Below are 18,520 nucleotides of genomic sequence, written 5' to 3' on the forward strand. Positions count from 1 at the left end.
GCCGGGGGCGGGGGCGGCGCTTACCGCCCCGCCAGGATCCCGGCGCCCAGCAGCAGCAGCAGCTTCACGTCCATCGCGAAGCCTTCGGCGCGCTTGGCGGCGATGAAGGACTCGACCTCGGCGAGCGGCACCCGGTGGACGGTGATGTCTTCACCGTCGACGCCGCCGCCCTCGCCGGTCTTCACCAGCTCGGTCGCCCGCATTAGCGTAAAGCCTTCGGAGACCATGCCGGGCGAGGAATGGAACATGCCCACCGGCTCGATCTTGCCGGGGCGATAGCCCGTCTCCTCCTCCAGCTCGCGCGCGGCGGCGATCTCGGCCCCTTCGCCCGCGACGTCGTCGCCGATCAGTCCGGCCGGCAGCTCCAGGCAGCGCTTGCCCAGCGGCATGCGGAACTGGTCGACCAGCAGCACGCAGCCCTCGTCGTCCACCGCCAGGATCACCGCCGCCTCGATGCCGCGGGCCCGGCCCACATATTCCCACGTCCCCTGCTTCTTGGCGACGATGTACTTGCCCTCCCACATCGTCTCGACGGGGAGATTCGCATCCTTGGTCATAGTTCGATCAATCGGTCCGGTAGTTCGTTGATGTCGTCGGCGCTGCGCGGGAAGTGCTCGGCGAGCACCACGCCCACCTGCTCGACCGCGCGCGCCATGCCCTCGCCGACGCGCCCCTCGCGCACGGAGGCGACCAGCGCCGCCATCGCCTCGCCCCACACCTCGGGCGCGACCTTGGCGTGGATGGCCTCGTCGGCGATCAGCTCGGCACGGTGCTCGGCCAGCGACAGGTAGAGCAGCACGCCGGTGCGCGCACGCGTGCGCTTCTCCGCCGCGGTGCGGAACAGCCCCACCGCCCGCCTGCGCACCCGCCGCGTCTTGGTGGCACCGGGCGTCATCGCGATCCGCAGCTTCGGGATGGCGAGCAGCAGCCGAACGACAAGGAACGCCAGCGTCTGGAGCAGCAGCGCGATCAGCAGCAGCACGCTCGGGTGCACCACCTGTGTCCAGGGATCGAACACCCGCTCATACAATGCCGCCGCCATGCCGGGCCACACCGACAGCAGCGCCAGCACCAGCAGCATCGCCAGCACCGCCCAGTGCAGCGCCACGTCGTGGTACGAGTCGGATCGGCCCGCGACCACCGTCACGATCTCGCCGTCCGTGCCGCGCTCCGCCGCGGCCACGGCGGCCGTGACCGCCGCATGATCCTGTTTGCTCAGATGCATCACCAGCTCCCCGAAGCGCCGCCGCCGCCGAACGACCCGCCGCCGCCGCCGCCGAAGCCGCCGCCGCCCCAGCCGCCACCGCCGGAGCCGCCGCCACCGCCACCGCCCCAACCGCCCCAGCCGCCGCGGTCGTCGTCGTCGCGCGAGCCGTGTTCGATCGCATTGGCGATGGTCCACAGCACGATCGGCCAGTCGCTGCCGCCGCCGCCCCGCGAGCGATAGCGCCGCCCGCGCCACTTGCCTCCGCTCCCGCTCCGGCCACCCCGGCCGCGGAACATCGACAGCAGCACGAACAGCAGCACCATGCCCCAGAACACCAGCCCCAGGGGGAAGCCGCCGCCGTTGCCGCGCTTGGCCGCGGTGCTGTGGGTGCGGTCATATTCGGCGGCCGCCGCCTTGGCCCGCGCCTGCGCGTCGGCGTCCGGCAGCGACAGCTGCGTCGCCAGCGCATCGGCGCCCGCGACGATCCCGCCCGCCAGGTCGCCCGCCTTGAACCGCGGCAGGATCGTGCCGTTGATGACGACGCTCGAATAGGCGTCGGTCAGCACCGGCTCCAGGCCGTAGCCGACCTCGAGGCGCACCTTGCGCTCGTTGGGGGCCACCAGCAGGATCGCGCCATTGTCGGCGTCCTTCAGGCCCACCGCCCAGGCCCGGCCCAGCCGATAGCCATAATCCTCGATCGGATAGCCCTGCAGGTCCGGCACCGTCGCCACCACCAGCTGGTGGTTGGTCTGCTGCTGGAGCTGGTCGAGCTTCTGGGTGAGCGCCGCCTCCTGGTCGGGCGGCAGGACGTTCGCCGCATCCACCACGAAGCCGGTGAACTGGGGAAAGTCCTGCGCCTGCGCCGCGCCCGCGCTTCCCAGCGCGAGCAGCGTCGCCAGCAGCAGCCGAACCAGCGCCATGGCCCGGCTCAGCTGGCGTTGCCGAAGTTGACCGTGGGTGCGGTCTCCGCGCCCGCCTGCGCCTGGAACGGCACCTTGGGCTTGGCGCCATAGAAGATGCGCGCGCCCACCGCGTCGGGGAAGGTGCGGATGCGGGTGTTATAGGCCTGCACCGCCTCGTTATAGTCGCGCCGCGCGATCGCGATGCGGTTCTCGGTGCCTTCCAGCTGGCTCTGGAGCGCCATGAAATTCTGGTTGGCCGTCAGCTGCGGATAGGCCTCCACCACCGTGCGCAGCTGGCCCAGCGCCTGGGTCAGCTGGTTCTGCGCCTGGCTGAACTTCTCGAACTGCTGCGGGTCGGACAGGTCGTCGGTGGTGATGTTGATCGAGGTGGCACGCGCGCGTGCCTCGGTCACCTTGGTCAGCGTACCGGATTCATGGGCGGCATAGCCCTTCACGGTCGCGACCAGATTGGGAACCAGGTCGGCGCGGCGCTGGTACTGGTTCTGCACCTCGCCCCACTTCGCGTTCACGTTCTCCTCGGCGGTCGGGACGCTGTTCACCCCGCAAGCCGCGAGCAGCCCCGCACCCAGCATCGTCAGCATCGTCCGAAAGCGCATCTGTCTCTCCTCAAGCCTTGCCATCGTCACTTGTAGCGGGGCAGGAACGCTCCGCGAAGGGCAATCGATCAACGAGGGATTCATGACGCTGTTGCACGAGTTCCGAAAGTTCGTGGCGCGCGGCAACGTGCTCGACCTGGCGGTCGGCGTCATCATCGGCGCCGCGTTCGGCACCATCACCAAGTCGCTGACCGACGACATGATCATGCCGGTGATCGGCTGGCTGTTCGGCGGCTTCGATTTCTCGAGCTATTTCCTGCGCCTGGGGCCGATCCCCGCCACCTACACCGGCTCGCCCGACAACTACGCCGCGCTCAAGGCCGCCGGCGTGCCGCTGTTCGGCTATGGCCAGTTCGTGAGCGTGGTGATCAACTTCATCATCCTCGCCTTCATCGTCTTCCTGCTGGTGAAGTTCGTGAACCGCGCGATCGCGGTCGTGCACGAGGAGCAGAAGACCGGCACCGCACCCCCCGCCGCCGATCCGCCCGAAGTGGCGCTGCTGCGCGAGATCCGCGACGAGCTGCGCGCGCGCAGGGACGATGCGGGCGCGTAAACGCCGAACCGTTCGTGCCGAGTAGAGACCGAGCAGCTCCGCAGGAGCGTGTCGAGGGCTCGTATCGAGGTACCGCCCCAGGCGCCCGCCCTTCGATACGTCGCCTCGATACGCTGCTGGCGCAGCTACTCGACGGCTATTCAGGGCAAACGGAAGAGAGGGGCCCCGCCCCTCAGTGCCCGCCGCGGCAGGCGAGCGCCTCGACCAGTTCCTCGATTCGCGCCGGGTCGCCCGCGGCGATGACCTCGCCGTTGCTGGCCGCGTGGAGCGGGTCGCCCGCCCAGTCGCACATGCGCCCGCCAGCACCCTCCACCACCGGCACCAGCGCGGCGAAGTCGTGGAGCTTCAGCCCCGCCTCGATCACCACGTCGAGGTGGCCGGAAGCCAGGCACGCATAATTATAGCAGTCGCCGCCCAGCACGGTGCTGCGCACGGCCCCGTCGACATGCTCGAACGCATGGAGCTGGTCGTCGGTGAACAGCGCGGGGCTGGTCGTCGCCAGCAGCGCGTCGGCCAGGTCGCGACAGCGGCGGGTGCGCGCCTCCTGTCCGTTGAGCGTCGTCGGGCGCCCCACCACCCCCAGCCAGCGTTCGCGCAGGATCGGCTGGTCGATGATGCCGAGCACGGGCCAGCCGTCCTCCACCAGCGCGATCAGCGTGCCGAAGATCGGCCGTCCGGCGATAAAGGCGCGGGTGCCGTCGATCGGATCGAGCACCCATTGCCGGCCGCTGGTGCCGGCGCGCTCGCCTTCCTCCTCGCCCAGGATGCCGTCCATCGGCCGCTCGGCGATCAGCAGCCGGCGCATGGCGGCCTCCGCCTCCTTGTCGGCGAGCGTCACCGGGGAGGCGTCCTCCTTGGTCTCCAGCCCGAACTCGGTGCGGAAGCGGGGGCGGATCGCGGCGCCCGCGGCATCCGCGAGGCGCAGGGCGAGGTCGATGTCGGTCTGGGAAACGGCCATGCCCATCCCTACCCCCGGCACGGCCGCGCGCCAACCACCAAGCCGCGCGAAGCCGCGTGACGGCGCCCGGCCGCCCGGCTAGGCTGGCGCATGTCCTGCGGGAGTTCGACCATGCGTCCGATGCTGCTGATCGCTTCGTTGCTGCTGCCCTTCGCCGCGCCCGCCAGTGCGGCACTCGCGCCGGGAGCCAAGGCGCCCGACTTCGTCGCCAAGGGCGCGATCGCGGGCAAGCCCTTCACCCTCCACCTGCGCTCGCAGCTCCGCAAGGGGCCGGTGGTGCTCTACTTCTTCCCGGCCGCCTTCACGGGCGGCTGCAATGCCGAGGCACGCGCCTTTGCCGAGGCGGTCGACGACTTCCGCGCCGCCGGTGCCACCGTGATCGGCATGTCGGCCGATCCGCTGGACAAGCTGGAGGCGTTCTCCGCCCAGCATTGCGCGGGCAAGTTCGCGGTGGCGAGCGCCACCCCGCGCGTGGTGCGCGGCTATGACGTCGCGCTGGGCCGCCCGGCTCCGGGCAAGAACGCGCCGGTCCGCACCAGCCGCACCAGCTATGTGATCGCGCCGGACGGCCGCATCCTCTACGCCCATGACGACGCCAGCCCGCTCGAGCACGTCCAGCGCACGCTGGCGGCGGTCCAGAGCTGGCACCGCCAGCACGGTGGCGGGCGCAGCTGACCCGCCGCCGCGCCACGCACCAACTGGTGGCGCATCACACCGCGAGCGCCCGGTGACTTTCGCCAACATGATGCAGGCGGCTGTTCCCGTACTCGTGTTTTCAAGCACTTAGGAAATTGGCACGACCCCTGCAAAGTCCCTCGCATCGATCGCCGGATGGTCCGGCGGCCGAAAGGATCAGGGAGTTTCCACCATGTCGACCCGTCTCCAGACGCTGCAGTTCAGCTTCGCTTCGCTCGTCGCCGCCGTCGCCTTCGCCTCGCTGACGATCAGCGCCGCCGCATCGGTCGTCCCGGTCGCCTGACCGGGACAGCTTCTCCTTCGAACCGGAGACCTGCCATGCGCCCCTTTTTCATCGCGCTCGCATCCTTCGTCACCACCGCCACGGTGATCGTCGCGACCAGCGTGCCCTTCACCGGCGGCATCGCCTGACGCGAACCCGTCTTTGCGCCCGCCCCTTGTTCCGTCTCCGCAACGACCCTTAGGGTGTGCCGGGGAGCCAAGCCGCCGCTCAGCGGTTCTCCAGGACGGAAAGCAGCAAGAGGAACTGGGATGCTCGAACATCTACCACGCTGGCTCGGTGCGCTCCTGCACGACGTGCGCGCCGGGGCGAGCAAGCTCACCATCGTGGACCCGGCGCTCGGCGACTTCGCCGCGCTGAACCTCGCGAGCCCGGCCTTTGCCGATGGCGCGCGGCTGCCGGAACGCTTCACCGCCGACGGCACCGGCGTGTCGCCGCCGCTCTACTGGACGGGCGTCCCGGCCGGCACCGAGTCGCTCGCGCTGGTGGTGGAGGATCCCGACGCCCCCGCCGCCCAGCCGCTGGTGCACGCGATCGTCTGGGGCATGCCGCCCTCGACCGACCAGCTGCGCGAGGGTGCGATCCAGGCGGATGGCGACGGCGCGCTCGACGGCAGCGACGTCGGCCGCAACAGCTATCTGCGTGAAGGCTGGCTGCCGCCCGATCCACCGAGCGGCCATGGCGAGCATCGCTATGTCTTCCAGCTGTTCGCGCTCGGGCCGGGCGAGGATCTCGATCCCACTCCCGGCCGTGGCGCCGTCGTCCATGCCATGGCCGGCCGCGTGCTCGCCGCCGGCCTGCTGACCGCCACCTATTCGCGCGACGAACCCGCCGACATCGGCCCGGTCGGAAGCGCGGTGCCCGCCTGAACCCCACGTGTCCCCGCGCAGGCGGGGACCCAGGGCCAACCAGAACACACGGCAGCGCGTGTAACCCTGGGCTCCCGCTTTCGCGGGAGCACGGGCGGACGCGCTTACCCGTTGACGATCGTACCGCCGTTCGGGTGCAGCACCTGCCCCGACATGTAGCTCGCATCCTCGCACGCCAGGAACAGGAAGGACGGCGCCACCTCATTGGGCTCGCCGCGCCGACCCATCGGCGTCGATTCGCCAAAGCTCTCCAGCTTCTCCGGCGTCGCGCCGCCCGAGGGATTGAGCGGCGTCCAGATCGGCCCCGGCGCCACCGCGTTCACGCGGATGCCCTTTTCGATCAGGTTTTCCGACAGGCTACGGGTGAAGGCAGTGATCGCCCCCTTGGTGGACGAATAGTCCAGCAGCTCCTTCGACCCCTGGTACATGGTGACGGAGGTGCAGTTCACGATCGCCGCGCCCGGCTTCAGGTGCGGCATCGCCGCCTGCACCAGGAAGAACATGCCGAAGATGTTGGTCTGGAAGGTGCGGCGCAGCTGCTCCTCGGTGATGTCGGTGATCTCCTTGTCGGCATGCTGCTCGCCGGCATTGTTCACCAGTACGTCGAGCTTGCCGAACTCGGCGATCACCTGCGCCACCGCCTGCTCGCAAAACGCCTTGTCGCCGACGTCGCCGGCGATGGTGAGCGCGCGCCGGCCCTCGCCCCGCACGATCTCCGCGGTCTTCTCGGCATCGTCATGCTCGCACAGATAAACGATCGCGACGTCCGCGCCCTCGCGCGCATAGAGCGCCGCCACCGCACGGCCGATGCCGCTGTCGGCGCCCGTGACGATCGCCACCTTGTCCTTCAGCCGCCCGGAGCCGGGATAGCGCGGCGTCCAGTCGGGCTTGTCATCCATCCGGCTCTCATGGCCGGGCAGCGCATCCTCATGGATCATCGGGTCGAAGTCGCTCATCGCGGAAGGCCTTTTCGTCTCTGGGGGTTAGCCGGAGAACGGGAGGCCGCAGCCGATGTTCCGACGTGGTCGCCTCGGCCCGATTGCCCCTTACGCCCACCCCGTTTGTCTCGAGTAGGGATCGAGCCCGTCGAGAGCCCGTATCGAGAGAGCCACAACAACCGGTCTCTCGATACGCCGTCTCGACGAGCTCGACGGCTACTCGAGACGAACGGAAGAAGGTGAGGATTCGACGCTCGTTCTGAACGTCGGGCGACCCTACAGGTCGAGCTTTTCGTAATCCGGCGGCGGCGCCACGCCCTCCATCCGCTCGGCAAGCAGCGGGCGGAAGCTCGGGCGGCTCTTCATGCCCACGTACCAGCGCTTGGCCGTCGTGTGCGTCTTCCAGTCGATCCCGCCCAGATAGTCCGCGACAGAGATCTGCGCCGCGGCCGCCAGATCGGCCAGGCTCATCGTCGCCCCGCCCAGCCAAGCGCGGTGGTCGAGCAGATAGTCGATGTAGTCGAGATGCTCGACCGCCGCCTTCATCGCGTCGCGCAGCGCGCGCGTGTCGGGCGGCAGGCGATGGACGATGCGCTTCTCCATCCGCTCCAGCAGCAGCGGCCCGGTGATCTCGCGGAAGAAATGCGTGTCGAACCAGGTGACGAGCCGGCGGATCTCCGCCCGGTCGGCCGCGGTGCCGTTCAGCATCGCCGCCTTGTCGACCGTCTCCTCGAAATATTCGCAGATCGCCATCGAATCGATCAGCGTGACGCCGCGCTCGACATCCACCATCACCGGCGTCTGCCCGGCAGGGTTCAGGTCGAGGAACTCGTCGCGGCGCGCCCAGGGCGACTCGCGCACGGGTTCATAACCGACGCCCTTTTCCGACAAGAGCAGGCGGACCTTGCGCGAAAAGGGACACAGCGGGAATTGCAGGAGCTGCCACATGGCTTTGCTGTTAGGCGGGCGGGCACGCGGGCGGAAGGGGCTTGATGCAGGACAGGCATAGAGAATGACGGCAGTGCTGTGGCTTGCAGGGGCGATCCTGCTGGCGGAAGTGTCGCGCCACCGTGCCGCCTGCGCCGGCGCGGTGCTGCTCGCCTGCCTGTCGGGCACGACATTGCCCGACCTCGACCTCTCGCTGGGCCTGGTCCACCGCAGCATCCTCACCCACGGGCCGCTGCTGCCGGCCCTGCTGCTGCTCGGGCCGCCTCGCTGGCGAGCCGCGGCGGCGGGGCTCGCGCTCGGCATCGGCCTGCACGTCGCGGCCGACACCTTTCCCAACGCCATGACCGGCTATGCGACGGTGAAGCTGCCGTTCGCCGGCTCGATCGGCGCCACCGCCTCCTACCTCTGGCTCGCCGCCAACGCGCTCGCGCTCACCATCGCCGGCGGAATGCTGCTGGCGCGCGAGTTCCCGCCCAGGTGGCTGGCGGCGCTACTGGCGAGCAGCGCCGCGATTGGCATCGCCTATCTGTTCGTCACCGACGGCGGCTGGCCGGCGCTGGGCGTCTACGCCGCCTTCGGCTGGCTCGCCGTCCGCCAGCGCAAGCAGGCGCGGATCGGCTGACGCCTCAGCGGCAGGTGGTGTTCGGCCGCGTCGCCTCCCACGCCACCGCCTGCAACCGCGCGGCCATGTCGCTGCCGATGCCGAGTTCGATCGCCGAAGCCTCGTCGCGGCCCAGCGTCCGCGGATCGCGGCCGGTGATCTCGGCGAACACGATCAGCGCCTCCAGATAATAGCCGTACACGCTCGCGTGATACTGGTCGTAGGACCAGAGCGGCGCCTGGTTGTAAGCGATGCCGTCATAGGGGTTCGCATCCGCCACCCCGCGCGCGATCGCGCAGTTGAAACCCTCGCCCACCGGCAGCACCCGCGTGCCCGGCCGCACCGTCGCTGCCCGGTCGTACGCGCGGCGCAGGTCGCGTCCCATGGTCTCGATCGGCTTGCCCTTCCACGGGCTGGGCTTCTGGAACACCAGGTCCGGCCGCGACCAGGTCGCCATCAGCCGCAGGTCCACCTTGGGATTGCGCGCCGCGAACAGCGCGGACAGGCGCCGCACGCCCTCCACCAGCCCGGCGGGATCGCCCGGCTTCTCCGGATCGAGGGTGCTGTATTCCTGCAGCACCACATGGTCCCAGGCGCGGTCCAGCCGGTCGCGCCGGTTCTGCCAGTGCCAGTTGAGCGTGCGGCCCCCGGCCGTCTCCAGCGACACCTGATAGTCGAGCCCGGCCTGGTCCGCGAAGCGCTTGAACAGCGCCGGCACGCCGCCCAGCCCCTCGCCGTTCAAATCGGTGACCGTGTCGGGACGATATTTCCACGCGGGCGAGTTGGCGCCGAAGGTGAAGCTGTTGCCGACGAACAGGATCGTCTCCGCGCCCGCAGGCGCCGTCCCCGCCAGCAGCGTTGCCGCCACGATTCCGATCCAGCGTGCGAACTTCATGCGTCTCTCCCGATGCGCCGCCTCTCCGGCCGCCCGCCGCTTCATCGGCATTCGGCGCGCAACTGCAACCGCCTTCGCACAAGGCGGGAGAAAAGATCCGGCGATGTGGGAGAGTGGATGCCCCGCGTGGATTCGAACCACGATTGACGGAGTCAGAGTCCGTAGTCTTACCATTAGACGACAGGGCAACGTCGTGAGGGCGCGCTGTTAGGGGGCGCGCGCGGCGCGGTCAAGCCTGTTTTCACGCGGATGCGCGATCGACGCGCCGCGCACGCTCCGGCGACCCCAGCGGGCGCCCCGTCGCGGAACTCGCCGTCGCCGCCGTTCCGGTTCCAGCCTCGCCTTGCCGTTGCCAGAAGGTTCCGCTAGCTTTTCCGTCAAGCACCGAGCGGCGGATCTCCGCCGTGACGGAACAGAACATAAGAAGAAAGTGACGGCATGGGGGAATCGACCGCCCGGTTGCCGCACCGGCGGGGCGTCGCCCCCGCCCGTTCGGGACCACATGCACCAGCGCAATCGCGCTTTGCCAAGGCACGCCATTTCGCGGCGCTGGACCTCGGCACCAACAACTGCCGGCTGCTGATCGCGCGGCCGCAAGGATCGGGCTTCGCGGTCGTCGATGCCTTTTCGCGAATCGTGCGACTCGGCGAAGGGCTTGCGGCGACCGGCCGGCTGAGCGAAGCCGCGATCGAACGCACCATCGCCGCGCTCCGGATCTGCGCCGACAAGCTGCGCCGCCGCAACGTCACCCTGTCGCGCGCCGTCGCGACCGAGGCGTGCCGGCGCGCGACCAACGGCGCCGACTTCATCCGGCGCGTACATGAGGAGACCGGTATCTTTCTGGACGTGATCTCGGCCGAGGAGGAGGCCCGCCTCGCCGTGCTCGGCTGCCATGCGCTGCTGGAGCCGGGCGACGGCCCCGCGCTGGTGTTCGACATCGGCGGGGGCTCGACCGAACTGGTCCTGCTCGACACCGCGGGGCCGGTCCCCCGGGTCGTGGACTGGCACAGCACCCCCTGGGGCGTGGTGTCGCTGACCGAAAGCCTGGGCGCCGGCCGCGCCGCGCCGATTGCCAGCGGCGCGTTCGACGCGATGCGCGCCTGCGTGTCCGAAAGCTTCGCACCCTTTGCCGCGCGCCTGCCCGAGGTCACCGGCCAGCGCCGGCTGCTCGGCACCAGCGGCACCGTGACCACGCTTGCCAGCGTCCACCTCGGGCTCGACAGCTATGATCGCTCGGCGATCGACGGGCTGATCGTGCCGGCCGACGCCATGCGCCAGGTCAGCCGCCGGCTCGCCGGGCTGGAGCTCTCCGGCCGCGCCAAGGTGCCCTGCATCGGGCCCGAGCGCGCCGATCTGGTGGTGGCCGGCTGCGCCATCCTGGAGGCGATCCTGGACCTGTGGCCGGCCGAGCGCCTCGGCATCGCCGATCGCGGCATCCGCGAGGGGATTTTGCGCCGCCTGATGCAGGGGCGCTACGCATGAGGGGCGCACCTCCGGGGCGCCAGCGCGTCCGCACCGCCCGCGGCCGCACCGCGCAATCGACCCGCTGGCTCGAACGCCAGTTGAACGATCCCTACGTCAAGCGCGCCAAGGCCGAAGGCTATCGCAGCCGCGCCGCCTTCAAGCTGCTGGAGCTCAACGAGCGCTTCCACCTGTTGCGCGGCGTCAAGCGCGTGGTCGACCTCGGCATCGCGCCGGGCGGCTGGTCGCAGGTGGTGCGCAAGCTCGCGCCCTCGGCCGCCATCGCCGGCATCGACCTCTTGCCCGTCGATCCGATCGACGGCGTCACGATCTTCCAGCTCGACTTCCTCCACGAAACCGCGCCCGACCTCCTGCGCGAGGCGCTGGGCGGCGAGGCGGACCTGGTGATGTCGGACATGGCGGCCAACACCGTCGGCCATCCCCAGACCGATCACCTGCGCACCATGGCGCTGGTGGAGGCGGGCGTGATGTTCGCCTGCGAAGTGCTGCGCCCCGGCGGCGCGTTCGTCGCCAAGTCGCTGGCCGGCGGCGCGGACAATGCCCTGATCGCCGAGCTCAAGCGCAACTTCCAGACCGTGAAGCACGCCAAGCCGCCGGCGAGCCGCAAGGGTTCGTCGGAATGGTATGTGATCGCCCAAGGCTTCAAGGGCCGCGCGAAGGTGGAGCCGGAGGAGTAGGCGCACGGCAGGCCCGCCGCGAGGGGGGCCTCTCCACTGCCAGCTGGGCATCGTACCCCGGCGAAGGCCGCGCCTTCTGCGAAACGGGCGCCGCCATCCTCTGGTCACACCCGTATTCCTGCGCAGGCAGGAATCCAGGGCCAAGCAGACCAACGACTTGCGGTGCTTGGAACCCTGGGCTCCTGCCTCCGCAGGAGCACTGTCAGGGTTTCGCAGATGTCCCGCGTTCGTCGAGGTACAGGTCGGCCCTACCCCGCTGCGCCTGCGGGATCAGGAACTGAAGGACGAGCTCACCACCCCTCCGTGTTTCCACGCCTCCGCCCATGCCTTGCCTTCGGCGAGGCGTTGCGCCACTCCCCGGCGCATGAACGCTCCCGCTCCCAAGCCCTGGGTCCTCGACATCGCGCCCTACATCCCGGGCCGCGCGACCAACGACGGCGGCCGGCCGGTCGTGAAGCTCTCGGCCAACGAGAACCCGCTCGGCACCTCGCCCGAGGCGAAGGCGGCGTTCGCGGCAGCCAACGCAAGCCTGGAACGCTATCCCGACCCGAGCGCCACCGCATTGCGCGAAGCACTCGCCGCCGCCCACGGCCTGGACCCTGCACGCATCATCTACGGCACCGGCTCGGACGAGCTGCTGCACCTGGCCGCCGGCGCCTATGCCGGCCCGGGCGACGAGGCGATCTATGTTCGCTACGGCTTTGCGGTCTACGACATCGCGATCCGCCGCGTGGGGGCCACCCCGGTGGTGGCGCTCGACCGCGACTATGCCACCGACGTCGACGCGATCCTGGCCGCGGTGACCGATCGCACCACGCTGGTCTATGTCGCCAACCCCAACAACCCGACCGGCACCTTCGCGCCCGCCGCCGAGATCGCGCGCCTGCACGCAGGACTCCCGTCGCATGTGCTTCTGGTGCTCGACCAGGCCTATGCCGAATATCTGGAGCCGGAGGACGACGATCTCGGCCTCCAGCTGGTCGAGGCGCATGACAACGTGTTCGTCACCCGCACCTTCTCCAAGATCCACGGCCTTGCCGCCGAGCGGATCGGCTGGGGCTATGGCTCGGCCGCGGCGATCGACGCGATGCACCGCATCCGCGCCCCCTTCAACGTCACCACCGCAGGCCAGATGGCGGCGATCGCCGCCGTCGGCGATACCGGCTTCGTCGAGCGCAGCCGCGCCCACAACCGCCAGTGGCGCGAGTGGCTGGCGGGCGAGGTCGCAGCCCTCGGCAACGCCGGCCTGCGCGCGGTGCCGTCCGAAACCAACTTCCTCCTCGTCCTGTTCGAGGGGCCGGTTTCGGCGGAAACCGCCTACAAGGGGCTGATGGACGCCGGCTACATCACCCGCTGGCTGCCGGGCCAGGGCCTCGCGAACGGCCTGCGCATCACCATCGGCACCGAAGAGCAGATGCGCGGCCTAGCCGAGGCGCTGCGGGGGATCGTCGGCTGATGCTGCCGTTCGCCCGCGTCGCCGTGATCGGCCTGGGGCTGATCGGCTCGTCGGTCGCGCGCGCGGTGCGCGAGGCGATGCCGGGCGTCCGCCTCACCGGCCACGACGCCGACCCCCAGGTGCGCGAGACCGCCCGTGCGCTGAACCTCGTCGACGACGTCGCCGACCATCCCGGCGCCGCCGTGCTCGATGCCGAGCTGGTCGTGCTGTGCGTGCCGGTCGGCGCGATCGGCGCCGTCGCGGCAGAGCTCGCGCCCGACCTGCCCGAAGGCGTGATCGTCACCGACGTCGGATCGAGCAAGGCGAGCGTCGCCCAGGCGCTGGCGGAGGCGCTTCCCGGCGTCGCCGTCGTCCCCGCCCACCCGGTCGCCGGCACCGAACGCTCGGGGCCGGACGCGGGGTTTGCGACGCTGTTCCGCAACCGCTGGTGCATCCTGACGCCGGCCGAGGACGCCGACCCCGTCGCCGTCGAGCGCGTCGCCGAATTCTGGCGCCGGCTGGGCGCCGACATCGAGCAGATGGCGCCCGAGCACCACGACCGCGTGCTCGCGGTCACCAGCCACCTGCCGCACCTGATCGCCTACACCATCGTCGGCACCGCCTCGGACCTGGAGGAAGTGACCCAGAGCGAGGTGATCAAATATTCGGCAGGCGGCTTCCGCGACTTCACCCGCATCGCCGCGTCCGATCCGACGATGTGGCGCGACGTGTTCCTCAACAACCGCGAGGCGGTGCTCGACATGCTCCAGCGCTTCTCGGAGGATCTGTCGGCGCTGCAGCGCGCGATCCGCTGGGGCCAGGGCGACGAGCTGTTCGACCGCTTCACCCGCACCCGCGCGATCCGCCGCTCGATCGTCGAGCAAGGCCAGGACGACGCCCGCGCCGACTTCGGCCGCAGCCACGAATAGGGGGGCTCACCCACCACCGTACCCCGGCGAAGGCCGGGGCCCAGTTGGGCAGCAGGCCGTGATGGAGCATATCCTCGCCGTGCTCCTGCGAAGGCAGGAGCCCAGGGTTCCGCGCATGATCGCCGTTGCTCTGCTTGGCCCTGGATCCCCGCCTGCGCGGGGATACGGTGAAGGGGCGAACGGGCCTGCTTCTTGAGTCAGCACGGCGGGTGTGCCGCGGCCCACCACCGCCTTCCCAACTGGACCCCGGCCTCCGCCGGGGCGCAAGTACGCCTCAGTCCGCGAACGGATCCCGCACCAGGATCGTGTCCTCGCGCTCGGGGCTGGTCGACACCAGCGCCACCGGGCACTGGATCAGCTCCTCGACGCGGCGGATGTACTTGATCGCCTGCGCCGGAAGCTCGGCCCAGCTGCGCGCACCCGCCGTCGACTCCTGCCAGCCCGGCATCGTCTCGTAGATCGGCTCCACCTTCGCCTGGTCGGCGGCGTGGGCGGGATAATAGTCGAGCGTCTCGTTGCCGAGCTTGTAGCCCGTGCAGATCGAGATCTCCTCGAACCCGTCGAGCACGTCGAGCTTGGTCAGCGCGATGCCGGTCACGCCGGACACCGCGACCGACTGGCGCACCAGCACCGCGTCGAACCAGCCACAGCGGCGCTTGCGGCCCGTGACCGTGCCGAACTCATGCCCGCGCTCGCCCAGCCGCTGGCCGGTCTCGTCCTCCAGCTCGGTCGGGAACGGGCCCGAACCGACGCGGGTGGTATAGGCCTTGGCGATCCCCAGCACGAAGCCGACCGCGCCCGGACCCAGGCCCGAACCGCCCGCCGCCGTGCCGGCGATGGTGTTGGACGAGGTGACGAACGGATAGGTGCCGTGATCGATGTCGAGCAGCACGCCCTGCGCGCCTTCGAACAGGATGCGACGGCCGCGGGTGCGCGCCTCGTTGAGGTCGCGCCACACCGGCCGTGCGAACGGCAGCACGAAGCCCGCGATCTCGCGCAGCTGCTCGAGCAGCGCGGCGCGGTCGATCGGCGGCTCGCCGAAGCCCGCGCGCAGCGCGTCGTGGTGGGCGGACAGGCGATCGAGCTGCGGATCGAGCGAATCGAGATGCGCCAGGTCGCACACGCGCAGCGCACGGCGGCCGACCTTGTCCTCGTACGCCGGACCGATGCCGCGGCGGGTGGTGCCGATCTTGCCGGCGCCGCTCGCATCCTCGCGCAGCCCGTCGAGGTCGCGGTGGAACGGCAGGATCAGCGTGCAATTGTCGGCGATGCGCAGCGTGTCGGGGGTAACCTCCACGCCCTGCTCGCGCAGCCGCGCCACTTCGTCGCGAAGCGCCCAGGGGTCCAGCACCACGCCGTTGCCGATGACGGACGGCGTGCCGCGCACGATGCCCGACGGCAGCAGCGACAGCTTGTAGGTCTTGCCGTCGACCACCAGCGTATGGCCGGCGTTGTGCCCGCCCTGGAAGCGCACCACCACATCGGCACGCTCCGCCAGCCAATCGACGATCTTGCCCTTGCCCTCGTCGCCCCATTGAGCGCCGATTACCGCCACGTTCGCCACGCCAGTTCCTTTATATGCGTGAAAAGCGGGGCCGCCCTAAAGCGCGGGGGCGTCCGCGTCCACCCGTAGAGGACACGCGCGGCGCAGCGGGCAGCCGGGACGCAGCCCGATCAGTATTTCTGCTGGCGCTCGTAGAGCGAGCGGTAATGCTGGATACGAGTCACGCGCAGCCCCGGCATGCCGGACCGGTCGATCGCGCGCTGCCAGCTGGCGAACTCCTCGGGCGAAAGCCTGTAGCGGCTGCAGACCTCGTCGATGGTCAGCAGCCCGCCGTTCACCGCCGCGACCACCTCCGCCTTGCGCCGGACGACCCACCGCGTCGTATCGGGCGGCGGCAGCGAGTCGAGCGTCAGCGGCTCGCCGAGCGGCCCGATCACCTTTGCGGGACGGATCTTCTGGTTCTCGATCATCTTCTACCTCTAGGGGCGCCGGCCTGCCCCAACACGACCGACTCCCGGTTCTGATCCCTGTTATGCCTGGCGGGTAAAGATTCCCTTCATCCCGCCCCTTCCCCTGCCGCCACCCGCGGCGGCCGCAGCGCTTCCGCCACCGCCGGATGGAAGGCCCCGTGGCGCGGCGACAGCAAGCCTTCGCTTGCCCGTGCCATGGCGACCTTTGCCTGCACCCGGGCGGTGGCGCTTGCCGCCTGGCGCGCGCTTGCCCCCGCAAGCAGCACGGCCAGATCGACGGGCAGGGCGGTGACCGCAATGCCGCGCTCCAATCGGGCGAAACTCAGGTCCAACGAGGCTCCTTCCAACCGTTCGGTAGCCGTCCGGTCTAGGGAAAGATGCTAAACAGCCCGTAAAAGCGGCTCCCTTCCGTCCTGCTTTTTGCATCCGCTCGTCGCGCCTCCTATGTGGCCGCCCATGATCGAAGGCGATTTCCAGCTCGAGTCCCCGGTGCGCGCACGCCGCATCGTCGTCGCCATGTCCGGCGGCGTCGACAGCTCGGTGGTGGCCGCACTGGCCGCGCGCACGGGCGCGGAGACGATCGGCGTCACGCTCCAGCTCTACGACCATGGCGCCGCCGTCGGCCGGGCGGGCAGTTGCTGCGCCGGCCGCGACATCCGCGACGCACGCGCGGTGTGCGACAGCCTGGGCATCGCCCACTATGTCTTCGATCACGAGACCAGCTTCCGCGAGAACGTGATCGACGACTTCGCCGACGAATATCTCGCCGGCCGCACGCCGATCCCGTGCGTGAAGTGCAACATGGGCCCGAAGTTCACCGACCTGCTGGCGCTCGCCCGCGATCTGGGCGCCGATTGCCTGGCGACCGGCCACTATGTCCGCCGCGTGCTGGGGAGCGAGGGTGCCGAGCTCCACCGCGCCGTCGATCCAGCGCGCGACCAGAGCTACTTCCTGTTCGCCACCACCCGCGCGCAGCTCGATTTCATTCGTTTCCCGCTGGGCGGCATGCCCAAGGCGCGGGTGCGGGAGATCGCCGCGGAGATGGGCCTGGGCGTCGCGGCCAAGCCCGACAGCCAGGACATCTGCTTCGTGCCCGACGGCGACTATGCCGGGCTGGTCCGCAAGCTGCGCCCGGGCGCCGACGCCGGCGGCGAGATCGTCGACCTGGAAGGCCGCGTCCTCGGCCGCCACACGGGCCTCGTCGGCTTCACCGTCGGCCAGCGCCGCGGCATCGAGATCGGCGGCCAACCCGAGCCGCTCTATGTCGTCCGGCTGGAGCCGGAGAACCGGCGTTTGGTGGTCGGTCCGCGCATCGCGTTGGCGGTGGGCGCTGCGCGCCTCGCCGACATCAACTGGCTGGGCGGCGACCGCGGCCAGCCGCTCACCGCCAAGGTCCGCTCGATGGCCAAGCCCGTGCCCGCGCGGCTAGAGGGCGACCGGCTGGTGTTCGAGGCTCCGGAATATGGCGTGGCACCCGGCCAGGCGGCGGTGCTCTACGCCGGCGACCGCGTGCTCGGCGGCGGCTGGATCGCGGCAACCGAGTCGGCGATGGCGCTGGCGGCCTGACGGAGTCTTAGCGCTCTCCCCACCAACACCGTTTATCCCGGGTAGCCATCGAGTAGCGGCGCAGCCGCGTATCGAGAGACAGGTTGGCGCTCGGAACCGTACCTCGATACGAGCCCTCGATACGTTGCTGGCGCAGCTACTCGGTCTACTCGGCACGAACGGGGAAGGAAGGGCACAATACCCTCAGCCCGCCCACCCTCACGGCAGCAGGAAGCTTCCCTCGATCACCGTGACGCAGCGCCCGCCCAGGACCGCGCGCTCCCCATCCAGCCGCACGTTCAGCCGCCCGCCGCGCGCGCTCGCCTGATAGGCGGTGAAGCGGTCGCGCCCCAGCCGCTGCGTCCAATACTGCGCCATCACCGCATGGGCGGAGCCCGTCACCGGGTCCTCGGCGATCCCGCAGCCCGGCGCGAACACCCGGCTGATCACGTCGGTGTCGCGGCCCGGTGCCGTGACGATCACGATCGCCTCGCCTTCCACCATCAACCCGGCGGGATCGGGCTGGAGCTGCTCGACCGTCTCGGCATGCGCCACCACCGCCAGCGCATAGCCGTTGGCGTGCCACAGCGTCTCCTCGACCGCACAGCCCAGTGCCGCGACGATCTCCGGCAGCGGCTTCGGCTCGGGCGTCCAGGCGGGCAGCACCATCGCATAGCCGTCCCCGTCGCGCGCCACCTCCAGCACCCCGGCACGGCGCGTGCGGAACCGCACCCGCTCCAGTGCGGGATCGGCCGACAGCAGCGTGTGGCCGCTCGCCAGCGTCGCATGGCCGCACAGCATCACCTCCTCCGTGGGGGTGAACCAGCGCAGCTCGCGGTCGGCCTCGCCGCTCGCGTCGGGCACCAGGAAGGCGGTCTCCGACAGGTTGTTCTCGGCCGCGACCTGCTGGAGCACCGCGTCCTCGGGCCAGGCGTCGAGCTGGAGCACCGCCGCCGGATTGCCGCCGAAGGCCGCATCGGCGAACGCGTCGACCTGCGTGAAGGGTACCCGCAT

Annotated in this window: 21 protein-coding genes and 1 tRNA gene; 9 read left to right on the plus strand and 13 right to left on the minus strand. The window is 70.3% G+C overall.

Features of this window, described 5'->3' with window-relative positions; all coding sequences use genetic code 11:
• Nucleotides 1–20: 20 nt before the first annotated feature.
• Genes ABDZ92_RS04140 through ABDZ92_RS04155 form a run of 4 tightly spaced genes read right to left on the minus strand, consistent with a single transcriptional unit; the run spans nucleotide 21 to nucleotide 2,726 of the window.
• On the minus strand, nucleotides 21–557 hold the full coding sequence (locus ABDZ92_RS04140; RefSeq protein WP_125961298.1) for an NUDIX hydrolase: 537 nt from the start codon (nucleotides 555–557) through the stop codon (nucleotides 21–23).
• Entirely contained in the window at nucleotides 554–1,225 is a 672-nt protein-coding gene (locus ABDZ92_RS04145) for a TPM domain-containing protein (RefSeq protein WP_272695270.1), read from the minus strand. Before ABDZ92_RS04145 ends, ABDZ92_RS04140 begins: the two co-directional genes overlap by 4 nt.
• The gene (locus ABDZ92_RS04150) at nucleotides 1,225–2,127 is read right to left on the minus strand and encodes a TPM domain-containing protein (protein ID WP_272695271.1); all 903 of its coding nucleotides are present in this window, start codon (nucleotides 2,125–2,127) and stop codon (nucleotides 1,225–1,227) included. Before ABDZ92_RS04150 ends, ABDZ92_RS04145 begins: the two co-directional genes overlap by 1 nt.
• Nucleotides 2,128–2,135: 8 nt before the next feature.
• Nucleotides 2,136–2,726 (minus strand): LemA family protein, encoded by a 591-nt coding sequence (locus ABDZ92_RS04155; protein WP_125961300.1) that lies wholly within the window; start codon nucleotides 2,724–2,726, stop codon nucleotides 2,136–2,138.
• Between the two features lie 82 nt (nucleotides 2,727–2,808).
• Between ABDZ92_RS04155 and mscL the strand changes: the two genes are divergently transcribed.
• Nucleotides 2,809–3,279 (plus strand): large conductance mechanosensitive channel protein MscL, encoded by a 471-nt coding sequence (mscL, locus tag ABDZ92_RS04160; protein ID WP_125961301.1) that lies wholly within the window; start codon nucleotides 2,809–2,811, stop codon nucleotides 3,277–3,279.
• Nucleotides 3,280–3,451: 172 nt separating this feature from the next.
• On the opposite strand, the gene hisN is transcribed toward mscL, so the two are convergent.
• A complete protein-coding gene (gene hisN, locus ABDZ92_RS04165; RefSeq protein WP_125961302.1) occupies nucleotides 3,452–4,237 on the minus strand; it encodes a histidinol-phosphatase in 786 nt (261 codons plus the stop codon).
• A gap of 111 nt (nucleotides 4,238–4,348) precedes the next feature.
• On the opposite strand from hisN, the gene ABDZ92_RS04170 reads away from it, so the two are divergent.
• Complete coding sequence (locus ABDZ92_RS04170; RefSeq protein ID WP_241211886.1) at nucleotides 4,349–4,912, plus strand: peroxiredoxin; 564 nt, start codon at nucleotides 4,349–4,351, stop codon at nucleotides 4,910–4,912.
• 552 nt (nucleotides 4,913–5,464) lie between these two features.
• Nucleotides 5,465–6,082, plus strand: coding sequence for a YbhB/YbcL family Raf kinase inhibitor-like protein (locus ABDZ92_RS04175; RefSeq protein ID WP_125961303.1), 618 nt, complete (start codon nucleotides 5,465–5,467; stop codon nucleotides 6,080–6,082).
• Between the two features lie 104 nt (nucleotides 6,083–6,186).
• Here the strand turns inward: ABDZ92_RS04175 and ABDZ92_RS04180 are convergent, their stop codons facing one another.
• Nucleotides 6,187–7,038 carry a glucose 1-dehydrogenase gene (locus ABDZ92_RS04180; RefSeq protein ID WP_125961304.1) on the minus strand — a complete coding sequence of 284 codons (852 nt, stop codon included), beginning with the start codon at nucleotides 7,036–7,038 and terminating at the stop codon, nucleotides 6,187–6,189.
• 258 nt (nucleotides 7,039–7,296) lie between these two features.
• The gene (locus tag ABDZ92_RS04185; protein WP_125961305.1) at nucleotides 7,297–7,968 is read right to left on the minus strand and encodes a glutathione S-transferase family protein; all 672 of its coding nucleotides are present in this window, start codon (nucleotides 7,966–7,968) and stop codon (nucleotides 7,297–7,299) included.
• Between the two features lie 64 nt (nucleotides 7,969–8,032).
• Between ABDZ92_RS04185 and ABDZ92_RS04190 the strand changes: the two genes are divergently transcribed.
• Nucleotides 8,033–8,590 (plus strand): hypothetical protein, encoded by a 558-nt coding sequence (locus tag ABDZ92_RS04190; protein ID WP_125961306.1) that lies wholly within the window; start codon nucleotides 8,033–8,035, stop codon nucleotides 8,588–8,590.
• A gap of 4 nt (nucleotides 8,591–8,594) precedes the next feature.
• Here ABDZ92_RS04190 and ABDZ92_RS04195 read toward each other — a convergent pair whose 3' ends face one another.
• Entirely contained in the window at nucleotides 8,595–9,464 is an 870-nt protein-coding gene (locus ABDZ92_RS04195; RefSeq protein ID WP_125961307.1) for an SGNH/GDSL hydrolase family protein, read from the minus strand.
• A gap of 114 nt (nucleotides 9,465–9,578) precedes the next feature.
• A tRNA-Gln gene (locus ABDZ92_RS04200) sits at nucleotides 9,579–9,652 on the minus strand.
• A gap of 250 nt (nucleotides 9,653–9,902) precedes the next feature.
• On the opposite strand from ABDZ92_RS04200, the gene ABDZ92_RS04205 reads away from it, so the two are divergent.
• The 4 genes from ABDZ92_RS04205 to ABDZ92_RS04220 all read left to right on the plus strand — a co-directional run bounded on the left by ABDZ92_RS04205 (nucleotide 9,903) and on the right by ABDZ92_RS04220 (nucleotide 13,987).
• The gene (locus tag ABDZ92_RS04205) at nucleotides 9,903–10,946 is read left to right on the plus strand and encodes a Ppx/GppA phosphatase family protein (protein ID WP_204991306.1); all 1,044 of its coding nucleotides are present in this window, start codon (nucleotides 9,903–9,905) and stop codon (nucleotides 10,944–10,946) included.
• Nucleotides 10,943–11,623, plus strand: a complete 681-nt coding sequence (locus tag ABDZ92_RS04210; protein WP_125961308.1) for an RlmE family RNA methyltransferase — start codon at nucleotides 10,943–10,945, stop codon at nucleotides 11,621–11,623. The genes ABDZ92_RS04205 and ABDZ92_RS04210 overlap by 4 nt, the downstream gene beginning before the upstream one ends.
• 364 nt (nucleotides 11,624–11,987) lie before the next feature.
• The gene (gene hisC / locus ABDZ92_RS04215; protein WP_125961309.1) at nucleotides 11,988–13,079 is read left to right on the plus strand and encodes a histidinol-phosphate transaminase; all 1,092 of its coding nucleotides are present in this window, start codon (nucleotides 11,988–11,990) and stop codon (nucleotides 13,077–13,079) included.
• A complete protein-coding gene (locus ABDZ92_RS04220; protein WP_125961310.1) occupies nucleotides 13,079–13,987 on the plus strand; it encodes a prephenate/arogenate dehydrogenase family protein in 909 nt (302 codons plus the stop codon). The genes hisC and ABDZ92_RS04220 overlap by 1 nt, the downstream gene beginning before the upstream one ends.
• 274 nt (nucleotides 13,988–14,261) lie before the next feature.
• On the opposite strand, the gene ABDZ92_RS04225 is transcribed toward ABDZ92_RS04220, so the two are convergent.
• The 3 genes from ABDZ92_RS04225 to ABDZ92_RS04235 all read right to left on the minus strand — a co-directional run bounded on the left by ABDZ92_RS04225 (nucleotide 14,262) and on the right by ABDZ92_RS04235 (nucleotide 16,293).
• Nucleotides 14,262–15,551, minus strand: a complete 1,290-nt coding sequence (locus ABDZ92_RS04225) for an adenylosuccinate synthase (RefSeq protein ID WP_125961311.1) — start codon at nucleotides 15,549–15,551, stop codon at nucleotides 14,262–14,264.
• A 110-nt stretch (nucleotides 15,552–15,661) separates the two neighbouring features.
• Nucleotides 15,662–15,961: a CtrA inhibitor SciP gene (gene sciP / locus ABDZ92_RS04230; protein WP_125961312.1), complete on the minus strand. Its 300-nt coding sequence runs from the start codon at nucleotides 15,959–15,961 to the stop codon at nucleotides 15,662–15,664.
• Between the two features lie 86 nt (nucleotides 15,962–16,047).
• Nucleotides 16,048–16,293, minus strand: coding sequence for a hypothetical protein (locus ABDZ92_RS04235; RefSeq protein WP_206432219.1), 246 nt, complete (start codon nucleotides 16,291–16,293; stop codon nucleotides 16,048–16,050).
• A gap of 124 nt (nucleotides 16,294–16,417) precedes the next feature.
• Here ABDZ92_RS04235 and mnmA point away from each other — a divergent pair, with 124 nt between their 5' ends.
• Nucleotides 16,418–17,527, plus strand: coding sequence for a tRNA 2-thiouridine(34) synthase MnmA (mnmA, locus tag ABDZ92_RS04240; protein ID WP_125961313.1), 1,110 nt, complete (start codon nucleotides 16,418–16,420; stop codon nucleotides 17,525–17,527).
• Nucleotides 17,528–17,725: 198 nt separating this feature from the next.
• On the opposite strand, the gene ABDZ92_RS04245 is transcribed toward mnmA, so the two are convergent.
• Nucleotides 17,726–18,520: a PhzF family phenazine biosynthesis protein gene (locus ABDZ92_RS04245; protein WP_125961314.1), complete on the minus strand. Its 795-nt coding sequence runs from the start codon at nucleotides 18,518–18,520 to the stop codon at nucleotides 17,726–17,728.

It is taken from the genome of Sphingomonas molluscorum, from assembly GCF_039522995.1.
GTDB lineage: Bacteria > Pseudomonadota > Alphaproteobacteria > Sphingomonadales > Sphingomonadaceae > Sphingomonas > Sphingomonas molluscorum.